The 20,392-nt window shown below is 42.9% G+C and carries 22 protein-coding genes; all 22 read left to right on the top strand.

Annotated features, from left to right (window positions below; translation table 11 throughout):
• Positions 1–58 precede the first annotated feature (58 nt).
• The 22 genes from NZD81_RS07090 (at position 59) to codY (ending at position 20,019) form a co-directional block, all read left to right on the top strand.
• Positions 59–829 (top strand): phosphotransferase family protein, encoded by a 771-nt coding sequence (locus tag NZD81_RS07090; protein WP_289860548.1) that lies wholly within the window; start codon positions 59–61, stop codon positions 827–829.
• A gap of 121 nt (positions 830–950) precedes the next feature.
• Positions 951–1,283 carry a putative DNA-binding protein gene (locus NZD81_RS07085; protein ID WP_003238590.1) on the top strand — a complete coding sequence of 111 codons (333 nt, stop codon included), beginning with the start codon at positions 951–953 and terminating at the stop codon, positions 1,281–1,283.
• A gap of 13 nt (positions 1,284–1,296) precedes the next feature.
• Complete coding sequence (ffh, locus tag NZD81_RS07080; RefSeq protein WP_014663948.1) at positions 1,297–2,637, top strand: signal recognition particle protein; 1,341 nt, start codon at positions 1,297–1,299, stop codon at positions 2,635–2,637.
• A gap of 105 nt (positions 2,638–2,742) precedes the next feature.
• Positions 2,743–3,015 carry a 30S ribosomal protein S16 gene (gene rpsP, locus NZD81_RS07075; protein ID WP_003220815.1) on the top strand — a complete coding sequence of 91 codons (273 nt, stop codon included), beginning with the start codon at positions 2,743–2,745 and terminating at the stop codon, positions 3,013–3,015.
• Positions 3,015–3,260, top strand: coding sequence for a KH domain-containing protein (locus NZD81_RS07070; protein WP_014663949.1), 246 nt, complete (start codon positions 3,015–3,017; stop codon positions 3,258–3,260). Before rpsP ends, NZD81_RS07070 begins: the two co-directional genes overlap by 1 nt.
• Positions 3,261–3,381: 121 nt before the next feature.
• Positions 3,382–3,768 (top strand): YlqD family protein, encoded by a 387-nt coding sequence (locus tag NZD81_RS07065; RefSeq protein ID WP_014663950.1) that lies wholly within the window; start codon positions 3,382–3,384, stop codon positions 3,766–3,768.
• Between the two features lie 4 nt (positions 3,769–3,772).
• Positions 3,773–4,297, top strand: coding sequence for a ribosome maturation factor RimM (rimM, locus tag NZD81_RS07060; RefSeq protein WP_014663951.1), 525 nt, complete (start codon positions 3,773–3,775; stop codon positions 4,295–4,297).
• Positions 4,294–5,025, top strand: coding sequence for a tRNA (guanosine(37)-N1)-methyltransferase TrmD (trmD, locus tag NZD81_RS07055; RefSeq protein ID WP_289859867.1), 732 nt, complete (start codon positions 4,294–4,296; stop codon positions 5,023–5,025). Before rimM ends, trmD begins: the two co-directional genes overlap by 4 nt.
• A 139-nt stretch (positions 5,026–5,164) precedes the next feature.
• Complete coding sequence (rplS, locus tag NZD81_RS07050; RefSeq protein WP_003220825.1) at positions 5,165–5,512, top strand: 50S ribosomal protein L19; 348 nt, start codon at positions 5,165–5,167, stop codon at positions 5,510–5,512.
• Between the two features lie 144 nt (positions 5,513–5,656).
• A complete protein-coding gene (gene ylqF / locus NZD81_RS07045) occupies positions 5,657–6,505 on the top strand; it encodes a ribosome biogenesis GTPase YlqF (protein ID WP_009967235.1) in 849 nt (282 codons plus the stop codon).
• 70 nt (positions 6,506–6,575) lie between these two features.
• Positions 6,576–7,343 carry a ribonuclease HII gene (gene rnhB / locus NZD81_RS07040; RefSeq protein ID WP_128422224.1) on the top strand — a complete coding sequence of 256 codons (768 nt, stop codon included), beginning with the start codon at positions 6,576–6,578 and terminating at the stop codon, positions 7,341–7,343.
• Positions 7,344–7,372: 29 nt separating this feature from the next.
• Positions 7,373–9,100, top strand: coding sequence for a hypothetical protein (locus tag NZD81_RS07035; protein WP_289859863.1), 1,728 nt, complete (start codon positions 7,373–7,375; stop codon positions 9,098–9,100).
• The gene (locus tag NZD81_RS07030; RefSeq protein ID WP_014663956.1) at positions 9,097–9,378 is read left to right on the top strand and encodes a FlhB-like flagellar biosynthesis protein; all 282 of its coding nucleotides are present in this window, start codon (positions 9,097–9,099) and stop codon (positions 9,376–9,378) included. Before NZD81_RS07035 ends, NZD81_RS07030 begins: the two co-directional genes overlap by 4 nt.
• A 174-nt stretch (positions 9,379–9,552) precedes the next feature.
• Positions 9,553–10,710: an ADP-forming succinate--CoA ligase subunit beta gene (gene sucC, locus NZD81_RS07025; protein WP_014663957.1), complete on the top strand. Its 1,158-nt coding sequence runs from the start codon at positions 9,553–9,555 to the stop codon at positions 10,708–10,710.
• Positions 10,711–10,738: 28 nt separating this feature from the next.
• Entirely contained in the window at positions 10,739–11,641 is a 903-nt protein-coding gene (sucD, locus tag NZD81_RS07020) for a succinate--CoA ligase subunit alpha (protein ID WP_003238566.1), read from the top strand.
• A 59-nt stretch (positions 11,642–11,700) separates the two neighbouring features.
• The gene (gene dprA / locus NZD81_RS07015) at positions 11,701–12,594 is read left to right on the top strand and encodes a DNA-processing protein DprA (protein ID WP_103032057.1); all 894 of its coding nucleotides are present in this window, start codon (positions 11,701–11,703) and stop codon (positions 12,592–12,594) included.
• A 187-nt stretch (positions 12,595–12,781) separates the two neighbouring features.
• Positions 12,782–14,857, top strand: a complete 2,076-nt coding sequence (gene topA / locus NZD81_RS07010) for a type I DNA topoisomerase (RefSeq protein ID WP_014663959.1) — start codon at positions 12,782–12,784, stop codon at positions 14,855–14,857.
• A 75-nt stretch (positions 14,858–14,932) separates the two neighbouring features.
• Complete coding sequence (gene trmFO / locus NZD81_RS07005) at positions 14,933–16,240, top strand: FADH(2)-oxidizing methylenetetrahydrofolate--tRNA-(uracil(54)-C(5))-methyltransferase TrmFO (RefSeq protein ID WP_014663960.1); 1,308 nt, start codon at positions 14,933–14,935, stop codon at positions 16,238–16,240.
• A gap of 67 nt (positions 16,241–16,307) precedes the next feature.
• Entirely contained in the window at positions 16,308–17,222 is a 915-nt protein-coding gene (xerC, locus tag NZD81_RS07000) for a tyrosine recombinase XerC (RefSeq protein WP_040083178.1), read from the top strand.
• 12 nt (positions 17,223–17,234) lie between these two features.
• The gene (gene clpQ / locus NZD81_RS06995) at positions 17,235–17,780 is read left to right on the top strand and encodes an ATP-dependent protease subunit ClpQ (protein WP_014663962.1); all 546 of its coding nucleotides are present in this window, start codon (positions 17,235–17,237) and stop codon (positions 17,778–17,780) included.
• 16 nt (positions 17,781–17,796) lie between these two features.
• Entirely contained in the window at positions 17,797–19,200 is a 1,404-nt protein-coding gene (gene hslU, locus NZD81_RS06990; RefSeq protein WP_014476801.1) for an ATP-dependent protease ATPase subunit HslU, read from the top strand.
• Positions 19,201–19,239: 39 nt separating this feature from the next.
• A complete protein-coding gene (gene codY, locus NZD81_RS06985; protein WP_003220850.1) occupies positions 19,240–20,019 on the top strand; it encodes a GTP-sensing pleiotropic transcriptional regulator CodY in 780 nt (259 codons plus the stop codon).
• The last annotated feature ends 373 nt before the right edge of the window (positions 20,020–20,392 follow it).

The raw sequence follows: 20,392 nt of genomic DNA, 5'->3' as shown, positions 1-20,392 counted from the left end.
CAGTTTTATACTCGTTTTTTTATACGCATTGATATATCGGAATGGAGGGTGCAGATTGTTGGACAAATGGCTGAAAGCTGAATTGGAAAAAAAGATCGGCGCAATAAAACACATGTCGCTGTTGGATGAACAGGGAGGCACTTCAACCGTTCGAAAAATAGTGACAAGCCAAGGCGCATATCTGTTGAAAAGTTCTTCTCACTTGAGGTATCGGGAATGGTTAAGGAAAGAAGCCCTTGTTTTACAAAAGCTTACCGAAACTCATCGTCTGCCTGTCCCTGTTTATTATGGGTTTATCCAGCAACAGCATTCCAGCCATATCGTCATGTCGTTTGAAGATGGAATTACACTGACTTCTGCTTTAAGAAAAGCAAAGGGAGATACTGAAAAGAAAAAGCTGATCAAAAGCTTCGGCCAGTTTCTCAATCGTCTGCATGAAACCGAACTTGTCCCTGATTTACAGCCGGAAATAGATTGGCTCGATTTGCAAATCAAACGAGCCGGTGAATATGTCGAAAAAGGACAAGCTGAAGGCAGCGCATGGCTTTTGAAGGAATTGGACCAGCACAGGCCTGTTCCTGTTCAGCAGACAATGATTCATGGTGATTGCACAACTGATAATGTGCTGGTGAAAGACGGAGAGGTTTGTCTGTTTATTGATGCTGCGGGAATATCAGCGGGAGATCCGCGATATGATGAATCATTGGCGATCAGAAATTTTGCCACAAATGAAGCATTTCTCAATGCTTTTTACGAAGGCTATTGCCGCTATCGAGTATCTAAACAAGAATTCGAGTATTTTAACGGCGGTCTATATGAATTTTTCTGAATAAATTTATTATGCAAAAAGAGCAGCATGCTTTGACAAGATAAAAACTTGACAGTGTCAATAAAACCGTGTAGACTAAGTTATCGTAAAGGGATTTGACTTAACAAAGGGGAGAGCTCAAATGTCACTCGAAAAGACAACGAGAATGAATTATCTGTTTGATTTTTATCAGTCGTTGTTGACGTCAAAACAGAAGAGCTATATGTCGCTTTATTATTTGGACGATTTCTCCCTAGGCGAAATAGCCGAAGAATATGAGGTTTCAAGACAAGCTGTTTATGATAACATCAAACGAACAGAAGCGATGCTTGAACAATATGAAGAAAAGCTGCTCCTTTTGAAAAAGTTTCAGGAGCGTAAAGAGATGTTTAATAAGCTGAAGGAGCTTGCTTCCGGTTCAAAAGAAGAGGAAGAAATTACAGCTCTGATTGAAGCGCTTGAGAAATTAGATTAGGAGGCGGCAAACTATGGCATTTGAAGGATTAGCCGACCGACTGCAGCAGACGATTTCTAAAATCCGCGGAAAAGGGAAAGTCAGCGAACAAGATGTTAAAGATATGATGCGTGAGGTTCGTCTTGCGCTGCTTGAGGCTGACGTTAACTTTAAAGTAGTCAAGGATTTTGTCAAAAAAGTAAGTGAACGCGCTGTAGGCCAAGACGTCATGAAAAGTCTGACGCCCGGCCAGCAGGTCATTAAAGTTGTTCAAGAGGAACTGACTGAGCTGATGGGCGGCGAAGAGAGCAAAATCGCCGTCGCAAAAAGGCCGCCGACTGTTATTATGATGGTCGGTCTCCAAGGTGCCGGTAAAACGACAACAAGCGGTAAGCTTGCGAATCTGCTGCGCAAAAAGCATAATCGCAAACCGATGCTGGTTGCTGCCGATATTTACCGCCCAGCCGCAATTAAGCAGCTGGAAACGCTCGGCAAACAGCTAGATATGCCTGTTTTCTCTCTTGGTGATCAGGTCAGTCCTGTTGAAATAGCGAAACAAGCGATTGAGAAAGCCAAGGAAGAACATTATGACTATGTCATTTTGGATACGGCAGGCCGCTTGCATATCGACCATGAACTGATGGATGAACTGACCAACGTCAAAGAAATCGCGAATCCGGAAGAAATCTTCCTTGTTGTCGATTCAATGACCGGTCAGGACGCTGTTAATGTTGCCAAAAGCTTTAATGAACAGCTCGGTTTAACCGGTGTTGTGTTAACGAAGCTGGATGGAGACACACGCGGCGGGGCTGCGCTTTCTATTCGCGCGGTCACAAACACGCCGATTAAATTCGCGGGTATGGGCGAAAAGCTTGATGCGTTAGAGCCGTTCCATCCTGAACGCATGGCATCAAGGATTCTCGGCATGGGCGACGTGCTGACATTGATTGAAAAAGCACAGGCCAGCGTTGATGAAGACAAAGCCAAAGAGCTCGAACAAAAAATGAGGACGATGAGCTTCACATTGGACGATTTTCTGGAGCAGCTCGGGCAAGTCAGAAACATGGGACCGCTTGATGAACTTCTGCAAATGATGCCGGGTGCAGGTAAAATGAAAGGCCTGAAAAACATCCAAGTTGACGAAAAACAGCTGAATCATGTGGAAGCCATCATCAAATCAATGACTGTTCTTGAAAAAGAACAGCCGGATATCATCAATGCCAGCCGGCGGAAGCGGATTGCAAAAGGAAGCGGGACATCCGTACAGGAAGTCAACCGTCTGCTTAAGCAGTTTGACGAAATGAAAAAAATGATGAAGCAGATGACAAATATGTCAAAAGGCAAGAAAAAAGGGTTTAAGCTACCTTTTATGTAATCGGTTATACATGATAAAACCATTGTTAAGAAAAAACACTTTACAAACACTTTTATCATTGTTAATATACTATCTTGTTGAAATATTTTCGGAGGTGCTAGTAAAATGGCAGTAAAAATTCGTTTAAAACGTATGGGAGCAAAAAAATCTCCTTTCTATCGTATTGTTGTAGCAGATTCTCGTTCACCACGTGACGGCCGTTTCATTGAAACAGTCGGAACTTACAACCCGGTTGCAAAACCAGCGGAAGTAAAAATTGACGAAGAGCTTGCTCTTAAATGGCTTCAAACTGGAGCGAAACCATCTGATACAGTTCGCAACTTGTTCTCTAGCCAAGGAATCATGGAAAAATTCCACAACGCTAAACAAGGCAAGTAATGACTGATCAACACTTGGAAGATTTGATTGTCCGAATTGTGACCCCGCTTGTTGATCATCCAGATGACATTCGCGTCACAAGAGAAGAAACCGATCAAAAGATTGCGCTGCGCTTATCTGTCCATAAGTCAGATACCGGTAAAGTTATCGGAAAGCAAGGCCGGACTGCAAAAGCGATTCGAACAGCTGTATTTGCAGCTGGCGCACAGTCTTCTAAGAAAGTTCAATTTGAGATATTTGACTAAAAGGGAGAGGGCCGGCACCTCCCCTTTTTTTACACGCAAAAAAAGGGTAAACTGATAGAAGCTTAGGCAAAATAGAAAAGCCTGAGCGAGAAAAAGTTTTAAAAGCGGGGAGCTTGGTGCGATGCAAATTATTCACCGTGTAGCCGTTATGCAAGTCTTAACCGAGCGCAGCAAAGAACAGCTTTTAGCTTCTTTTGCCGAAAAGAAACAAATGCTTGAACGAGAATGCAGCCAGCTCTATTTTCAGCTTAGAAAACACGAGAAAGAACAACAAAACCCTGATATGATTGAACAATTTAAAAAGGCAATAGAAAAGCGAAAAGATGATATAAAGATCATCGATTTTCAAATTGCTCAAGTACATACATTGCCGCTTGGCAGTGAGTTGAGAGAAAAGGAAGTCGATGCCCTGCTGACGATTGAAGCCGGGGATGACTGGCATGAAAAAACAGCAGCGAACACCATCGTCATAAAAGACGGAAAAGTAATTGAAATTCGCCAGAGGTGATCATATGACAAAGCGATGGTTTAATGTAGGAAAAATCGTGAATACCCACGGAATCAAAGGCGAAGTGCGTGTGATTTCGAAAACGGATTTTGCCGAAGAACGATACAAGCCGGGAAACACGCTGTATTTGTTTATGGACGGCCGTAACGAACCAGTGGAAGTAACGGTAAACACGCATAGACTGCATAAACAATTTCATCTGCTGCAGTTTAAAGAAAGACAAAGCCTAAATGAAGTAGAAGAGCTGAAAAACGCAATCATTAAAGTGCCTGAAGAAGATTTAGGAGAGCTGAATGAGGGTGAATTTTATTTTCACGAAATCATTGGGTGTGAAGTATTTACTGAGGAAGGCGAACTCATTGGAAAGGTCAAAGAAATTTTGACGCCTGGTGCTAATGACGTTTGGGTCATCGAACGAAAAGGAAAAAAAGACGCACTCATTCCTTACATTGAATCAGTGGTCAAACATATTGATGTCAGCGAAAAGAAAATTGAGATTGATCTCATGGAAGGGTTAATAGACGAATGAAAATCGACTTTTTGACGCTGTTTCCAGAAATGTTTGAAGGTGTGCTCGGCTCATCGATTCTTCAAAAAGCCCAGGAAAAAGATGCGGTGCAGTTTCAAGTCATCAATTTCCGGGAGTACTCTGATAACAAGCACAATACTGTTGATGATTATCCTTATGGCGGCGGTGCAGGTATGGTTCTCAAGCCTCAGCCTGTTTTTGACGCGGTCGAGGACCTGACATCAAAGGCAGCAGCTGCTCCGCGTATTATCCTCGTATGCCCGCAAGGTGAGCGTTTTACCCAAAAAAAAGCCGAACAATTAGCAAAGGAAGAGCATTTGCTATTCATTTGCGGCCACTATGAAGGCTATGATGAACGCATCCGCGAGCATCTGGTAACGGATGAAATATCAATTGGCGACTTTGTACTGACGGGCGGTGAGCTCCCTGCAATGATGATCGCAGACAGCGTGGTCAGACTGCTTCCAGGTGTACTGGGTAAAGAGGCTTCCCATATTGAGGATTCATTCAGCACTGGACTCTTAGAGCACCCGCATTATACAAGACCGGCAGATTACAAAGGTTTAAAAGTGCCTGAAACACTCTTGTCAGGAAACCATGCGAAAATTGAAGAATGGCGGAATAAAGAATCGATCAGAAGGACCTACCTAAGACGTCCGGATCTGTTGAAAGACTACCCGCTTACAGAGCAGCAAAGAAAGTGGATTTCTGAATGGGAAAAAGAATAGATTTTATTGCATAGGCTATGAAATTGTGATAAGATACTACTTGTGGCTTAAGCGGGCTTATCCGCTGCAAGCTTGAAAACGATGTTCCGCTGTGCCGTGTTTTGTGGCCAAGAGCATCTGTTGGAAGGAGTTGAAAACGATGCAAAAACTAATTGAAGATATCACAAAAGAACAACTTCGTACTGATCTTCCTGCGTTCCGTCCTGGTGACACTTTACGTGTACACGTTAAAGTTGTTGAGGGTAACCGTGAGCGTATCCAGATCTTTGAAGGTGTTGTGATTAAGCGTCGTGGTGGTGGAATCAGCGAAACGTTCACAGTTCGTAAGATTTCTTACGGTGTTGGCGTTGAACGTACTTTCCCTGTACACACACCAAAAATCGCGAAAATCGAAGTTGTACGTTACGGTAAAGTACGCCGTGCTAAACTTTACTACCTGCGTGAACTTCGCGGAAAAGCGGCTCGTATTAAAGAGATCAGACGATAATGATAACGAACGAAAAGAGCTTGTTACCTGTAACAAGCTCTTTTTTTATACAGAATTTGAAAATGCCGGACAGGCATCGTAAAATACATAAAGAACAACAATGAATCATGCATACTGAAGAGATAAAGGCGGTGTTCGTGTCACATGACAATTCAATGGTTCCCGGGCCATATGGCAAAGGCAAGAAGGGAAGTAACCGAAAAATTAAAATTAATCGATATCGTATATGAATTGGTAGATGCCAGAATTCCAATGTCATCAAGAAACCCAATGATTGAAGATATTCTAAAAAATAAGCCGCGAATTATGCTGTTAAACAAGGCTGACAAAGCAGATGCGGCGGTTACACAGCAATGGAAAGAGCACTTTGAGAACCAGGGGATCCGCTCTCTGTCCATTAATTCTGTAAATGGACAAGGGTTAAATCAAATTGTGCCTGCATCAAAAGAGATCCTCCAAGAAAAATTTGACCGAATGCGGGCGAAAGGTGTGAAGCCGAGAGCGATTCGCGCTTTGATTATCGGTATTCCAAATGTCGGGAAATCGACGCTCATTAACCGCCTTGCAAAGAAAAACATAGCAAAAACGGGAGACAGACCTGGTATTACAACATCTCAACAGTGGGTCAAAGTTGGGAAAGAATTAGAGTTATTAGATACACCGGGGATTTTGTGGCCTAAATTTGAGGACGAGCTTGTCGGCTTGAGACTGGCAGTCACCGGCGCTATTAAGGACTCGATAATCAATTTGCAGGATGTAGCGGTGTTCGGTCTTCGTTTTCTTGAAGAACATTATCCAGAACGACTTAAAGAGCGCTACGGCCTTGATGAGATCCCGGAGGACATTGCCGAGCTGTTTGACGCAATAGGTGAAAAACGCGGCTGTCTCATGAGCGGTGGGCTTATTAACTACGATAAGACGACTGAAGTCATCATTCGCGATATCCGCACTGAAAAGTTCGGCAGGCTGTCATTTGAACAGCCGACGATGTAAAGGCGCGCAGAAATGCGGGTCTTTATTTTTTCTTGGCCGAACCGATACATACAGTAAGGGAGAAGAGAAAGTGAATACATTAACCGTAAAGGACATTAAAGACCGTTTGCAGGAAGTGAAGGATGCACAAGACCCATTTATTGCCCAGTGCGAAAACGACCCGAGAAAAAGCGTTCAAACGCTTGTAGAGCAATGGCTTAAAAAGCAAGCGAAAGAAAAAGCGCTGAAAGAACAATGGGTGAATATGACTTCCTATGAAAGGCTGGCAAGAAACAAAGGATTCCGTTTGATTGCAGGTGTTGACGAGGTCGGACGGGGGCCATTGGCAGGGCCGGTTGTCGCCAGTGCAGTCATCCTGCCAGAGGAATGTGAAATACTTGGGCTGACAGACTCCAAAAAGCTTTCAGAGAAAAAACGCGAGGAATTTTACGAGCTTATTATGAAAGAAGCACTGGCGGTCGGGATAGGAATTGTAGAAGCTGCAGTCATTGACGAAATCAATATATATGAAGCTTCTAAAATGGCAATGGTGAAAGCGATACAGGATTTGTCGGATACACCTGATTATTTGCTTGTTGACGCAATGACACTGCCGCTCGACATGGCTCAGTCGTCAATTATAAAAGGAGATGCCAAAAGTGTGTCTATTGCGGCAGGTGCGTGTATCGCAAAAGTGACGAGAGACCGAATGATGAGCGCTTATGCCGACACGTACCCTATGTACGGGTTTGAAAAAAATAAAGGCTATGGAACAAAAGAACATTTGGAAGCTCTCGCTGCATACGGCCCAACTGAATTGCACCGCAAAACTTTCGCTCCTGTTCAATCTTTCAGCTAAATCAATGGACAAGGAGGCACTTTTTTAAAATGAACATACGAAATGATGTGCAAAAGGCGCTGCAGCACCTTTTTGGGCGTACAGCAGTCCCGCAGGAAACATCAAATGTAAACGAAGCGCTAAACGGGGAGAAACGTCTCCTCTTGGGAAAAGTGCTTCGTTTACTAGGAGATCAGCATGCCCTGATCCAAGTCGGCAATCAAACTGTTCAGGGGAAACTAGAAACCCAGCTTCGTCCTCAGGCATACTATTGGTTTTCCTACGAAAAAACGGCAGAACAGACAGGACGTCTTCAGGTCGTTCAAAGCTTTGAGCAAAATCCTAAAACCATTCAGGATGCAGCTGGCAAGCTTTTAAATGCCATTTCAGTGAAGACGTCAAACGCAGCTCTCATGATGACAGGAGCGATGCTGAAGAGCAAAACACCCGTGACAGAAAATGATATTAAAACAGCTGTCCGCTGGATGGACACGCTGCCGTCGCAAGACGCCAAAAAAGCGATTGAAACGGTTCTCTTCGCTTTAAAGCGCGATCTTCCCATTCACTCCGAGGTTTTGAATGGTGTTCATGCTGTGAAATCGCCTGTTCCATTGCATCAGCATATATCCCAGCTGGTTCAGGCAATCGAACAAAACCCTCAGCAGAGCCAAATGATGTCAAAGCTAAAGGAGGCAGTTGCAGCGCTTTTAAATAGTGAAATTGATGTTCATGCAGAACGTCTGATCGCTAAGCTTATTTCTTTAACGGAGACTGCGAAAACACCCTCTTCCGCCAATACAGCTGGAAACAGGGAACTTAGCATACCGGCAGGCTTCCTCGAAAAGGCCAGCCTGCCGGTTGCAAATCATCTAGCAGAACAGAGAAACATACAAGGAGAGCCTGTTAAAACAGCCTCAGACATTCCAATCAAAGAAGCCCGCCAGCTGCTGGCAAAGCTGACGGAATCTGCTGAAAAAAACAGTCTCCAAATTGTGAAAGAAGCAGCAAATTGGATTAAAGCGGCTGGTTCAACGGGTGATAGTAAGTCACTTGCAGCTTCAGCTCATTTACAGGCGGCACAAATCACTGACCAGGAAGCCGAAGTTTTTTTAAAGGCTGTTCAGCAGACAGCACCTCATTTAGCGGATAAGGCAGATGTTCTTTCCTTCTTATCCAAAGTGAAAACGGCAATTGGCGCAAGGGACGAGCTTGCGTTCATTAAAGCGTTTGAACAAGGAAGCGCAGACACATCTGACGAAATGCAGTCCATCAAGCTGGCTCTTCATGCCATAAGAGCATCGCATGAGGTAGCCGAACCAATCAAGCAAGAAGCCGATCAGATTTTTCATAAATTAAATGGCCAGCTTTTCATGCAGCAGGACCATCCGTCATACAGTCAAATTGTACTGTCATTTCCGATGTTTTCGAAGTCAGGAATTCAGGACATGACCGTTCTGTTTAAAGGAAAGAAAGAAGCGGATGGCAAGCTTGATCCTTCCCATTGCCGCCTTTTATTTTTGCTGCAGCTTGATACATTAAAAGAAACCGTCGTTGATTGCTTGATACAGCAAAAAGTCATGACCATTACAATAGAGACTGATTTCGAGCTGCAGGCTGCGATCGATCCGATGGTTCCCGCGCTTAAACAGGGGTTAAAAGAAATGGGATACAGCCTTTCAGGGGTAAACGCGAAAAAAAGGGTTCACACCGAAGAAAAGGCTTCAATCGATCAATATATAACAAGTATCAGTGATCAAGAAGTGGATGTGAAAATATGAAAGAGCAGACACCGATCAGAAAAGCTGTGGCTCTTCATTATGACGAACAAAAAGACAAGGCGCCGAGAGTGCTTGCCACAGGAAAGGGCCATGTAGCCGACAACATTATTAAAGAAGCGAAAAAGGCAGGGGTCCCGATTCAAGAAGATCGGACCCTTGTCGAATTAATGCGCCATTTGACGGTAGATGATCAAATCCCTGAGGCTCTTTATGAAACGGTAGCCGAGATTTTTTCATTCATTTACAGATTGGACGAAAGCGTAAAAAACAAAAAATAGCTAAAATATTCCCCATCCTCTGTTTGAAAATTTATGTTTTTAATAAAGTAAAAGTTTGAATGTTTAGAAGGATTAAAAGATTTTGCACCGAAGTGTAGACAATTCTTCCAGTATTATTATAGAATGAAAGCGCAGTCTATTTTAGTTTTGTTACATAAGTTAGGAGGATGGGAAATGAATATCCATGAGTACCAGGGAAAAGAAGTCCTCAGAAAATATGGGGTATCTGTTCCTGAAGGTAAAGTGGCTTTTACAGCAGAAGAAGCAGTTGAGAGTGCAAAGAGCTTATCCAGCTCGGTTTATGTCGTAAAGGCTCAAATTCATGCTGGCGGTCGAGGCAAAGCTGGTGGGGTAAAAATAGCAAAATCATTAGATGAAGTAAAAGCGTATGCCGAAGAACTATTAGGGAAGACCCTAGTTACACATCAGACGGGTCCGGACGGCCAAGTAATAAAACGCTTACTTATTGAAGAAGGCTGCGATATTAAAAAAGAATATTACGTGGGTCTTGTGCTTGACCGCGCTACTTCCAGAATCGTTCTGATGGCTTCTGAAGAAGGCGGAACGGAAATTGAAGAAGTTGCGGAGAAAACACCGGAAAAAATCAAAAAAGCTGTCATTGATCCGGCTGTCGGCCTTCAAGGCTATCAAGCCAGAGAAATTGCATTCGCTATTAATATTCCAAAAGAGCTTGTGGGAAAAGCTGCTAAATTTATGCTTGGACTATATAAAGCGTTTGTTGAAAAAGACTGCTCAATCGCCGAAATCAACCCGCTTGTTGTTACCGGGGACGGAAATGTGATGGCGCTTGATGCAAAATTGAATTTTGACAGCAATGCGTTGTACAGACAAAAGGACATTATGGAATACAGAGATTTGGATGAAGAAGATCCGAAAGAAATCGAAGCGTCCAAATATGACCTAAGCTACATTTCCCTTGATGGAAATATCGGCTGTATGGTAAACGGCGCGGGACTTGCAATGTCCACAATGGATATTATCAAGCATTACGGTGGAGAACCGGCCAACTTCCTTGATGTGGGCGGCGGTGCAACCGCGGAAAAAGTCACGGAAGCATTTAAAATCATTCTTTCTGATCAAAACGTTAAAGGGATTTTTGTCAACATTTTCGGCGGCATTATGAAATGTGATGTCATCGCAGAAGGGGTTGTTGAAGCGACTAGACAAGTTGGTTTGACATTGCCGCTTGTCGTCCGTCTTGAAGGGACAAACGTGGATCTAGGGAAGAAAATCCTTAGTGAATCAGGATTAAACATTACATCTGCGGAATCAATGGCTGACGGCGCGCAGAAAATCGTATCCTTAGTTTAAGAAAGAATGAAAGGCAGGGGACCATATAATGAGTGTTTTTATTAATAAAGATACAAGAGTTATTGTACAAGGGATTACAGGTTCTACCGCTTTATTTCATACGAAGCAGATGCTCGAATACGGCACAAATATCGTAGGCGGTGTAACACCTGGAAAAGGCGGAACTGAAGCGGAAGGTGTTCCTGTATTTAATACAGTGGCTGAAGCAGTTCAAACGACCGGCGCTAACGCGTCTGTTATATATGTGCCTGCACCGTTTGCAGCTGATGCGATTATGGAAGCGGTAGATGCGGAGCTTGATCTCGTGATTTGTATCACAGAACACATTCCGGTTTTGGATATGGTGAAGGTCAAACGTTTCATGGAAGGCAAGAAAACGAGACTGATAGGGCCGAACTGCCCTGGTGTCATTACGCCTGAAGAATGTAAAATCGGCATTATGCCCGGATACATCCATAAAAAGGGTCATGTAGGCGTTGTATCACGTTCAGGAACATTAACATACGAAGCGGTGCACCAGCTCTCAGAAGCGGGCGTAGGACAGTCTACAGCTGTTGGAATCGGCGGAGACCCTGTAAATGGAACAAACTTTATTGACGTTTTAAAAGCGTTTAACGAAGATCCTGACACACACGCTGTCATCATGATTGGCGAAATCGGCGGTACTGCCGAAGAGGAAGCGGCAGAGTGGGTAAAAGCCAACATGACAAAACCGGTAGTCGGTTTTATCGGCGGTAAGACAGCACCTCCTGGGAAGCGCATGGGGCATGCAGGCGCCATTATTTCCGGCGGAAAAGGGACAGCTGATGAAAAAATCAAAACCCTTAATGCATGCGGAATTGAAGTTGCAGAGACACCTTCTGTTATGGGTGAAACCTTAATTAAGGTGCTGAAAGAGAAGAACCTGTTCGAAACTTGTAAAACGCATTAATAAAAAGGGACAGCCGTTAAGGCTGTTCCTGCTTTTTCTGTCAAAAGGAGGTCAATCTATTGGATCAGGCCGCTGCCTGCTTAACGACTTGCAGAATCAATCAATTATTATCCCCATCCCTTCTATTAAAATGGTGGAAAGCCGATCCGTCTATGTCGCTGACATCATCGGTGTTACAAACGGTTACTCGTGATAAAATGAAAGCAGCTGCATTAAAAAAGAAAATAGAAGAATTTTACCCAAAGCTCCAACGCGTACTTGCTGCTTATCGTGAGCAAGGCATTAACACCATTCCTATCTCTTCAAAGCAATATCCTTTCTGGCTTAAAACCATTTATGATCCCCCCGCCGTTCTGTTTGCAAAGGGTGATATGACTCTTCTTTCGAAAGGAAGAAAAATTGGAATTGTAGGGACAAGAAATCCAACAGCTTACGGGAAACAAGTTGTCAATCATCTTACAGAAGAGCTCTGCCGTAAAGATTGGGTGATTGTCAGCGGACTGGCGTCTGGGATAGACGGAATGTCCCATGCTGCAAGTATTAAGGCGAAGGGGCGGACAATTGGCGTCATTGCAGGCGGATTTCAACACATTTATCCCCGGGAAAACCTTCAATTAGCAGATTACATGGCTAAACACCATATCCTTCTGTCAGAGCACCCACCTGAAACTAAACCCCAAAAATGGCATTTCCCTATGAGAAACCGTATCATCAGCGGACTGAGTGAAGGTGTTATTGTCGTACAGGGCAAGGAAAAAAGCGGTTCGCTGATAACTGCCTATCAAGCATTGGAGCAAGGTAGAGAAGTGTTTGCCGTACCCGGTTCATTATTTGACCCTTACGCCGGAGGTCCTATAAAACTGATCCAGCAGGGGGCTAAAGCCATAAGGTCAGCAGAGGATATTTTCGAGGAGCTTCCCGAGAGAAACGTTCAATATACGGAACCCTTTTGAATTATCGTTTGACAAACGGCATTGTAATATTTAATAATAGTGAGGATTTAAAGTTGCATATTGTTTTCTATTTAATGAATGACGTTCATGATAAAGAATGAAATGTTGAAAGCCAAATAAAGACAGCTGCAAAAATAAAATTGAAATATCTTGAAAAGAGAGAGAACACCTCTTGAGGGGGATGAAAATGTCTGATTATCTAGTCATCGTGGAATCGCCCGCTAAGGCGAAAACGATTGAACGTTACTTAGGTAAAAAATATAAAGTAAAAGCATCAATGGGACATGTCCGGGATCTTCCAAAAAGTCAAATGGGAGTTGACATAGAACAGAATTTCGAACCGAAATATATTACCATTCGAGGTAAAGGTCCGGTATTAAAAGAACTGAAAACGGCTGCCAAAAAAGCCAAAAAAGTGTATCTCGCGGCCGACCCCGACAGAGAAGGGGAAGCGATTGCATGGCACTTGGCACACAGCCTTGATTTAGATCTCAATTCAGACTGCCGTGTAGTGTTTAACGAAATTACAAAAGACGCTATTAAGGAATCGTTTAAGCATCCACGCATGATTAATATGGATTTAGTGGATGCACAGCAAGCGAGACGTATTTTAGACAGGCTTGTCGGATATAAAATCAGTCCGATCTTATGGAAAAAAGTCAAAAAAGGGCTTAGCGCAGGACGCGTGCAATCCGTTGCCCTCCGTTTGATTATTGACCGTGAAAAAGAGATTAACGACTTTAAGCCTGAGGAATATTGGACAATTGACGGTACGTTCTTAAAAGGCCAGGAAACCTTTGAAGCAAGCTTTTTCGGAAAAAACGGCAAAAAACTTCCTTTAAATAGTGAAGCTGATGTAAAAGAGATTCTTTCTCAGCTCAAAGGGAATAAATATACAGTCGAAAAAGTAACCAAAAAAGAACGCAAACGTAATCCTGCTTTGCCTTTTACCACCTCAACCCTGCAGCAGGAAGCGGCTCGCAAGCTCAATTTCAGAGCGAAGAAAACGATGATGATTGCACAGCAATTATATGAAGGAATTGATCTAGGAAGAGAAGGAACTGTTGGTCTGATCACGTATATGAGAACGGATTCAACCCGTATTTCAAATACGGCTGTTGATGAAGCTGCTGCTTTTATCGATCAGACATATGGAAAAGAGTTCCTAGGCGGAAAACGGAAGCCTGCGAAAAAGAATGAAAATGCTCAGGATGCCCACGAAGCAATTCGGCCGACATCAGTTCTCAGAAAACCAAGTGAATTAAAAGCAGTTCTCGGCAGAGACCAAATGAGACTGTATAAATTAATTTGGGAGCGTTTTGTTGCCAGCCAAATGGCGCCGGCTGTTCTAGATACAATGAGTGTCGACCTGACAAACAATGGTTTGACATTTCGTGCAAATGGAAGTAAAGTCAAGTTTTCCGGGTTTATGAAGGTGTATGTTGAAGGAAAAGACGACCAAATGGAAGAAAAAGACCGGATGCTGCCTGACTTAAAAGAAGGCGATACGGTATTATCAAAAGATATAGAACCGGAGCAGCATTTTACCCAGCCGCCTCCGAGGTATACTGAGGCACGGCTTGTGAAAACGCTTGAAGAACTCGGCATAGGCCGTCCATCCACATATGCTCCGACGCTTGATACTATTCAACGGCGCGGCTACGTGGGTTTGGATAATAAACGCTTTGTTCCGACTGAATTAGGTCAGATCGTTCTTGACTTGATCATGGAGTTTTTCCCGGAGATCATTAACGTTGAGTTTACAGCTAAAATGGAGAGAGATCTTGATCATGTTGAAGAAGGAAATACCGAATGGGTCAAGATTATTGATAATTTCTACACCGATTTTGAAAAACGCGTCAAAAAAGCCGAATCAGAAATGAAGGAAGTTGAAATCGAACCAGAATATGCTGGAGAGGATTGTGAATTGTGCAGTTCGCCGATGGTATATAAAATGGGACGGTACGGTAAATTCTTAGCTTGCTCCAACTTCCCTGACTGCCGGAACACGAAACCGATTGTGAAACAAATCGGCGTGAAGTGTCCGAGCTGCGGAGAAGGAAACATTGTTGAGCGAAAATCGAAAAAGAAACGGGTGTTTTACGGCTGTGACCGTTATCCGGACTGTGAATTCGTATCCTGGGACAAACCAATTGAACGAAAATGCCCGAAATGCGGAAAAATGCTCGTCGAGAAAAAACTCAAAAAAGGCATACAAGTCCAATGCGTGGAATGCGATTATAAGGAAGAACCACAGAAGTAGCGGTGAGCAGGGTCTTGCTCACCTTCTTTGTGTGTTAAAAGAAGGCCTTGAATAATAAACTAGGAGATGTGAAAGATGAACCAACAAACAGTGAATGTAATCGGAGCCGGACTCGCAGGAAGTGAAGCAGCATGGCAGCTTGCCAAACGCGGGATTCAAGTTAAATTGTATGAAATGCGGCCTGTGAAACAAACGCCTGCGCACCATACTGATAAATTTGCCGAGCTAGTCTGCAGCAACTCTCTTCGCTCTAATACACTTGCTAACGCGGTCGGTGTATTAAAGGAAGAGATGCGTGCGCTTGATTCAGCCATCATCGCGGCTGCTGACGAATGTTCGGTGCCTGCCGGAGGGGCTCTTGCAGTAGACCGTCATGAATTTGCCGCAAGTGTGACAAATCGGGTAAAAAATCATCCAAACGTAACCGTTATTAATGAAGAAGTGACTGAGATTCCTGAAGGTCCTACCATTATCGCAACGGGACCGTTAACATCTGAATCGCTGTCTGCCCAGCTGAAGGAGCTGACTGGAGAGGACTATTTATATTTTTATGACGCAGCGGCGCCAATTGTAGAAAAAGACAGCCTTGATATGGATAAGGTGTACTTGAAATCCCGCTATGATAAAGGTGAAGCAGCATATTTGAACTGCCCTATGACAGAAGAAGAATTTGACCGTTTCCATGAAGCTTTAACATCAGCAGAAACAGTCCCGTTAAAAGAATTTGAAAAAGAGATTTTCTTTGAAGGCTGCATGCCGATTGAAGTCATGGCAAAACGCGGTAAGAAAACAATGCTTTTCGGTCCGATGAAACCGGTTGGGCTAGAGCATCCTGTTACAGGAAAACGTCCTTATGCCGTCGTTCAGCTCAGACAGGATGATGCTGCGGGCACACTTTATAATATTGTAGGATTCCAGACACATTTAAAATGGGGAGATCAAAAGGAAGTCCTCAAATTGATTCCAGGGCTTGAAAATGTAGAAATCGTCAGATATGGCGTGATGCACAGAAATACATTTATTAACTCTCCTAGCTTGTTAAAGCCGACTTATCAATTTCAAAACCGCAGTGACCTGTTCTTTGCAGGCCAAATGACGGGAGTAGAAGGATATGTGGAATCAGCCGCCTCAGGACTGGTAGCAGGCATTAATGCGGCGAAGCTTGTATTGGGAGAAGAGCTTGTTATTTTCCCGCAGGAAACGGCAATTGGCAGTATGGCTCATTATATTACAACAACAAACCAGAAGAACTTCCAGCCGATGAATGCAAACTTTGGGCTTTTAAAAGAACTGCCTGTTAAAATTAAAAATAAAAAAGAACGAAATGAACAATACGCGAATCGTGCAATTGAAACAATTCAAACAATTTCGAAAACAATATAGGTATTGATTGCAACCTGAACGCGATTTGTGATACCATTTAAAAGCCCTTCCTGGGGAGGTATTAGGCATGGAGAATGTTAAGAATTTCGTAAAGTTATTCGTTGAATATTTACAAATTGAAAAAAATTATTCACAATATACTATTGTGAATTATGTGGATTCAATTGAAGAATTCGAGACTTTCCTGCGCGTTCAAGGTATAAATGGATTTGAAGAAGCTGCATATCAAGATACTAGGATTTTTTTGACAGAAGCCTATGAAAAAGGTTTATCGAGAAGAACAATAAGCAAAAAGATATCTGCATTAAGAAGCTTTTATAAGTTTCTGATGCGGGAAAAGCTTGTTGAAGAAAATCCGTTTCAGCTTGTTCATCTGCCGAAACAAGAGAAACGGATACCGAAGTTTCTATATCAAAAAGAGCTTGAGGAGCTGTTTGAAGTTTCAGATATAAGCCAGCCGGCCGGAATGAGGGATCAAGCGCTGTTAGAGCTGCTCTATGCCACCGGAATGAGGGTCAGTGAATGCTGTTCCATAACTGTTAATGATGTTGATTTATTTATGGACACTGTGCTTGTTCACGGTAAAGGCAAGAAGCAGCGTTATATCCCCTTTGGGTCTTATGCCCGCGAAGCGTTGAAGGTATACATGAATAGCGGAAGACAGTGCTTGCTGATGAAGGCAAAAGAACCTCATGATCTATTATTCGTAAATCAAAGAGGCGGACCGCTTACAGCCCGTGGCGTCAGACATATTTTAAGCGGGCTTGTTCAAAAAGCGTCCGGCACTTTACATATCCATCCGCATATGCTTCGACACACGTTCGCCACCCATCTGTTAAATGAAGGAGCGGATTTGAGAAGCGTTCAAGAACTGCTCGGGCATTCCAATCTGTCTTCGACACAGATATACACGCACGTTTCGAAGGAAATGTTGAGAAACACATATATGTCCCACCACCCAAGAGCATTTAAGAAAAATTAAAGGAGGCCCTTTATGTCATCTTTTCATGCGACCACAATATTTGCCGTACAGCATAAAGGACGAAGCGCTATGTCTGGAGACGGCCAAGTAACGTTTGGTCAGGCTGTTGTCATGAAACACACGGCACGAAAAGTGAGAAAACTGTTTAACGGCAAGGTTCTTGCTGGCTTTGCGGGATCTGTTGCAGACGCTTTCACTTTATTCGAAAAGTTTGAAGCCAAGCTTGAAGAATATAACGGCAACTTAAAACGGGCGGCTGTTGAGCTTGCGAAGGAATGGCGCAGCGATAAAGTGCTTAGAAAGCTTGAAGCCATGCTGATTGTGATGAATCAGGATACTTTGCTTCTCGTATCGGGAACAGGCGAGGTGATCGAACCAGATGACGGCATTCTCGCAATTGGATCAGGAGGCAATTACGCTTTGGCAGCCGGAAGAGCCTTGAAAAAGCATGCCGGTGAAAGTATGACCGCAAGTGAGATTGCAAGAGCCGCATTAGAAACAGCAGGCGAAATTTGTGTTTACACGAACGATCAAATCATACTGGAAGAGCTTGAATAGAAAGGACTTGAGGCGCATGGAAAAAAAACCGTTAACTCCTAGACAGATTGTAGATCGGTTAGACCAATATATTGTCGGTCAGCAAAACGCGAAAAAAGCTGTCGCCGTGGCATTAAGAAACCGCTATAGAAGAAGTCTTCTGGATGAAAAGCTGAAGGACGAGGTCGTTCCGAAAAACATTTTAATGATGGGGCCTACCGGCGTTGGGAAAACTGAAATTGCCAGACGAATCGCTAAGCTTTCAGGTGCGCCATTTATCAAAATTGAAGCAACTAAATTTACTGAAGTCGGCTATGTAGGCAGAGATGTCGAATCAATGGTCAGAGATCTTGTGGAGACTTCTGTTCGGCTTATAAAAGAAGAGAAAATGAACGAAGTAAAGGAACAGGCAGAAGAAAATGCAAATAAACGCATTGTTCGTCTGTTAGTTCCTGGGAAGAAAAAACAATCAGGCGTTAAAAATCCGTTTGAAATGTTTTTTGGCGGCAGCCAGCCGAATGGTGAAGATGAGGCGGAGAGCCAGGAAGAAGCAAATATTGAAGAAAAAAGAAAACGAATGGCGCATCAGCTGGCCTTAGGAGAGCTCGAAGACTACTATGTAACAGTAGAAGTCGAAGAACAACAGCCTTCTATGTTTGACATGCTGCAGGGCTCGGGTATGGAGCAGATGGGCATGAACATGCAGGATGCGCTGAGCGGATTAATGCCAAAGAAAAAGAAACGACGCAAAATGACAGTCAGAGAAGCCAGAAAAGTCCTGACGAATGAAGAAGCTAGCAAACTCATCGATATGGATGAAGTCAGCCAGGAAGCTGTTCAGAGAGCAGAAGAGAGCGGGATTATCTTTATCGATGAGATTGATAAAATCGCAAAAAACGGCGGTGCATCTTCTTCTGCCGATGTTTCAAGAGAAGGCGTTCAGCGGGATATCCTGCCGATTGTTGAGGGTTCTACCGTTGTCACAAAATATGGTTCTGTAAAAACAGATCATGTATTATTTATTGCAGCAGGAGCGTTTCATATGGCCAAACCATCTGATTTGATTCCTGAACTGCAGGGGCGTTTCCCGATTCGTGTAGAACTGAACAAACTCACGGTGGATGACTTCGTGAGAATTTTGGTTGAGCCGGATAATGCGCTCTTGAAACAATATCAAGCATTATTGCAGACTGAAGGTATATCTCTTGAATTTTCTGACGAAGCTATTCATAAGATTGCTGAAGTTGCTTATCATGTGAACCAGGACACAGATAATATCGGTGCGAGACGCCTTCATACAATACTTGAACGCCTATTAGAAGATTTGTCGTTCGAAGCTCCTGATGTAACGATGGAGAAAATAACGATTACACCACAGTATGTCGAAGAAAAACTCGGAACGATAGCCAAAAACAAAGATTTAAGTCAATTTATATTGTGAAAAATTTAATATGAGGAATGTTTAGGAGGATTATTTATCATGGCTTTATTACAAAAAACAAGAATTATTAACTCCATGCTGCAAGCTGCGGCAGGGAAACCGGTAAACTTCAAGGAAATGGCGGAGACGCTGCGGGATGTCATTGATTCCAATATTTTCGTTGTAAGCCGCAGAGGGAAACTCCTTGGGTATTCTATTAACCAGCAAATTGAAAATGATCGTATGAAAAAAATGCTTGAGGATCGTCAATTCCCTGAAGAATATACGAAAAATCTGTTTAATGTCCCTGAAACATCTTCTAACTTGGATATTAATAGTGAATACACTGCTTTCCCTGTTGAGAACAGAGACTTATTCCAAGCTGGTTTAACTACAATTGTGCCGATCATCGGAGGAGGGGAAAGATTAGGAACACTCATTCTTTCACGTTTACAGGATCAATTCAATGATGATGACTTAATTCTAGCTGAATACGGCGCAACAGTTGTCGGAATGGAAATCCTAAGAGAAAAAGCAGAAGAAATTGAAGAGGAAGCAAGAAGTAAAGCTGTTGTACAAATGGCTATCAGCTCGCTTTCTTACAGTGAGCTTGAAGCAATTGAGCACATTTTTGAGGAGCTTGACGGAAACGAAGGCCTTCTCGTTGCTAGTAAAATCGCTGACCGCGTCGGCATTACACGTTCGGTTATTGTGAACGCACTGAGAAAGCTGGAGAGTGCCGGCGTCATTGAGTCAAGATCATTAGGAATGAAAGGTACTTATATCAAAGTGCTAAACAACAAATTCTTAATCGAATTAGAAAATCTAAAATCTCATTAATCAAAAAAAGAACACCCTTTAAGGGGTTCTTTTTTTATTTCAAATAAAGGAAATCAATAAGCTTTATTTCCTGGGTTGAAAGTCTTTCTGTGTAATGATTTTAATAAATCTTGCATATTTCTTCAAAAAGTTTCAAAAATGACGAAAAGAAAGGAGAAAAAACAGAAATTCTGCTATTTTCAGGCTTATATCAAGGCAGGAAATGTAGTTCTAACAATCTAGGACTTTATGCCTAGTTGTAAAATAGATAATTGTGAGGACATTTTTTTACACGAACTTCATAGACTTTATGCCTGTTATTTCTTACAATAAGCATATAGTTTTACAATTCTCGACAAGGATATTGAGGGTGAAAAAAACTGAAATGGAGGTA

Source organism: Bacillus sp. B.PNR1 (assembly GCF_030386235.1).
Taxonomy (GTDB): Bacteria; Bacillota; Bacilli; order Bacillales; family Bacillaceae; genus Bacillus; species Bacillus stercoris.
The sequence above is the reverse complement of the archived record's forward strand: the minus strand, read 5'-3'. Positions and strand labels throughout refer to the sequence as shown.

Coding starts and splice junctions, on each gene's coding strand:
- NZD81_RS07085 (WP_003238590.1), top strand. CDS start 951: ATGTCACTCGAAAAGACAACGAGAATGAATTATCTGTTTGATTTTTAT.
- ffh (WP_014663948.1), top strand. CDS start 1,297: ATGGCATTTGAAGGATTAGCCGACCGACTGCAGCAGACGATTTCTAAA.
- rpsP (WP_003220815.1), top strand. CDS start 2,743: ATGGCAGTAAAAATTCGTTTAAAACGTATGGGAGCAAAAAAATCTCCT.
- NZD81_RS07070 (WP_014663949.1), top strand. CDS start 3,015: ATGACTGATCAACACTTGGAAGATTTGATTGTCCGAATTGTGACCCCG.
- NZD81_RS07065 (WP_014663950.1), top strand. CDS start 3,382: ATGCAAATTATTCACCGTGTAGCCGTTATGCAAGTCTTAACCGAGCGC.
- rimM (WP_014663951.1), top strand. CDS start 3,773: ATGACAAAGCGATGGTTTAATGTAGGAAAAATCGTGAATACCCACGGA.
- trmD (WP_289859867.1), top strand. CDS start 4,294: ATGAAAATCGACTTTTTGACGCTGTTTCCAGAAATGTTTGAAGGTGTG.
- rplS (WP_003220825.1), top strand. CDS start 5,165: ATGCAAAAACTAATTGAAGATATCACAAAAGAACAACTTCGTACTGAT.
- ylqF (WP_009967235.1), top strand. CDS start 5,657: ATGACAATTCAATGGTTCCCGGGCCATATGGCAAAGGCAAGAAGGGAA.
- NZD81_RS07035 (WP_289859863.1), top strand. CDS start 7,373: ATGAACATACGAAATGATGTGCAAAAGGCGCTGCAGCACCTTTTTGGG.
- NZD81_RS07030 (WP_014663956.1), top strand. CDS start 9,097: ATGAAAGAGCAGACACCGATCAGAAAAGCTGTGGCTCTTCATTATGAC.
- sucC (WP_014663957.1), top strand. CDS start 9,553: ATGAATATCCATGAGTACCAGGGAAAAGAAGTCCTCAGAAAATATGGG.
- sucD (WP_003238566.1), top strand. CDS start 10,739: ATGAGTGTTTTTATTAATAAAGATACAAGAGTTATTGTACAAGGGATT.
- topA (WP_014663959.1), top strand. CDS start 12,782: ATGTCTGATTATCTAGTCATCGTGGAATCGCCCGCTAAGGCGAAAACG.
- trmFO (WP_014663960.1), top strand. CDS start 14,933: ATGAACCAACAAACAGTGAATGTAATCGGAGCCGGACTCGCAGGAAGT.
- xerC (WP_040083178.1), top strand. CDS start 16,308: ATGGAGAATGTTAAGAATTTCGTAAAGTTATTCGTTGAATATTTACAA.
- clpQ (WP_014663962.1), top strand. CDS start 17,235: ATGTCATCTTTTCATGCGACCACAATATTTGCCGTACAGCATAAAGGA.
- hslU (WP_014476801.1), top strand. CDS start 17,797: ATGGAAAAAAAACCGTTAACTCCTAGACAGATTGTAGATCGGTTAGAC.
- codY (WP_003220850.1), top strand. CDS start 19,240: ATGGCTTTATTACAAAAAACAAGAATTATTAACTCCATGCTGCAAGCT.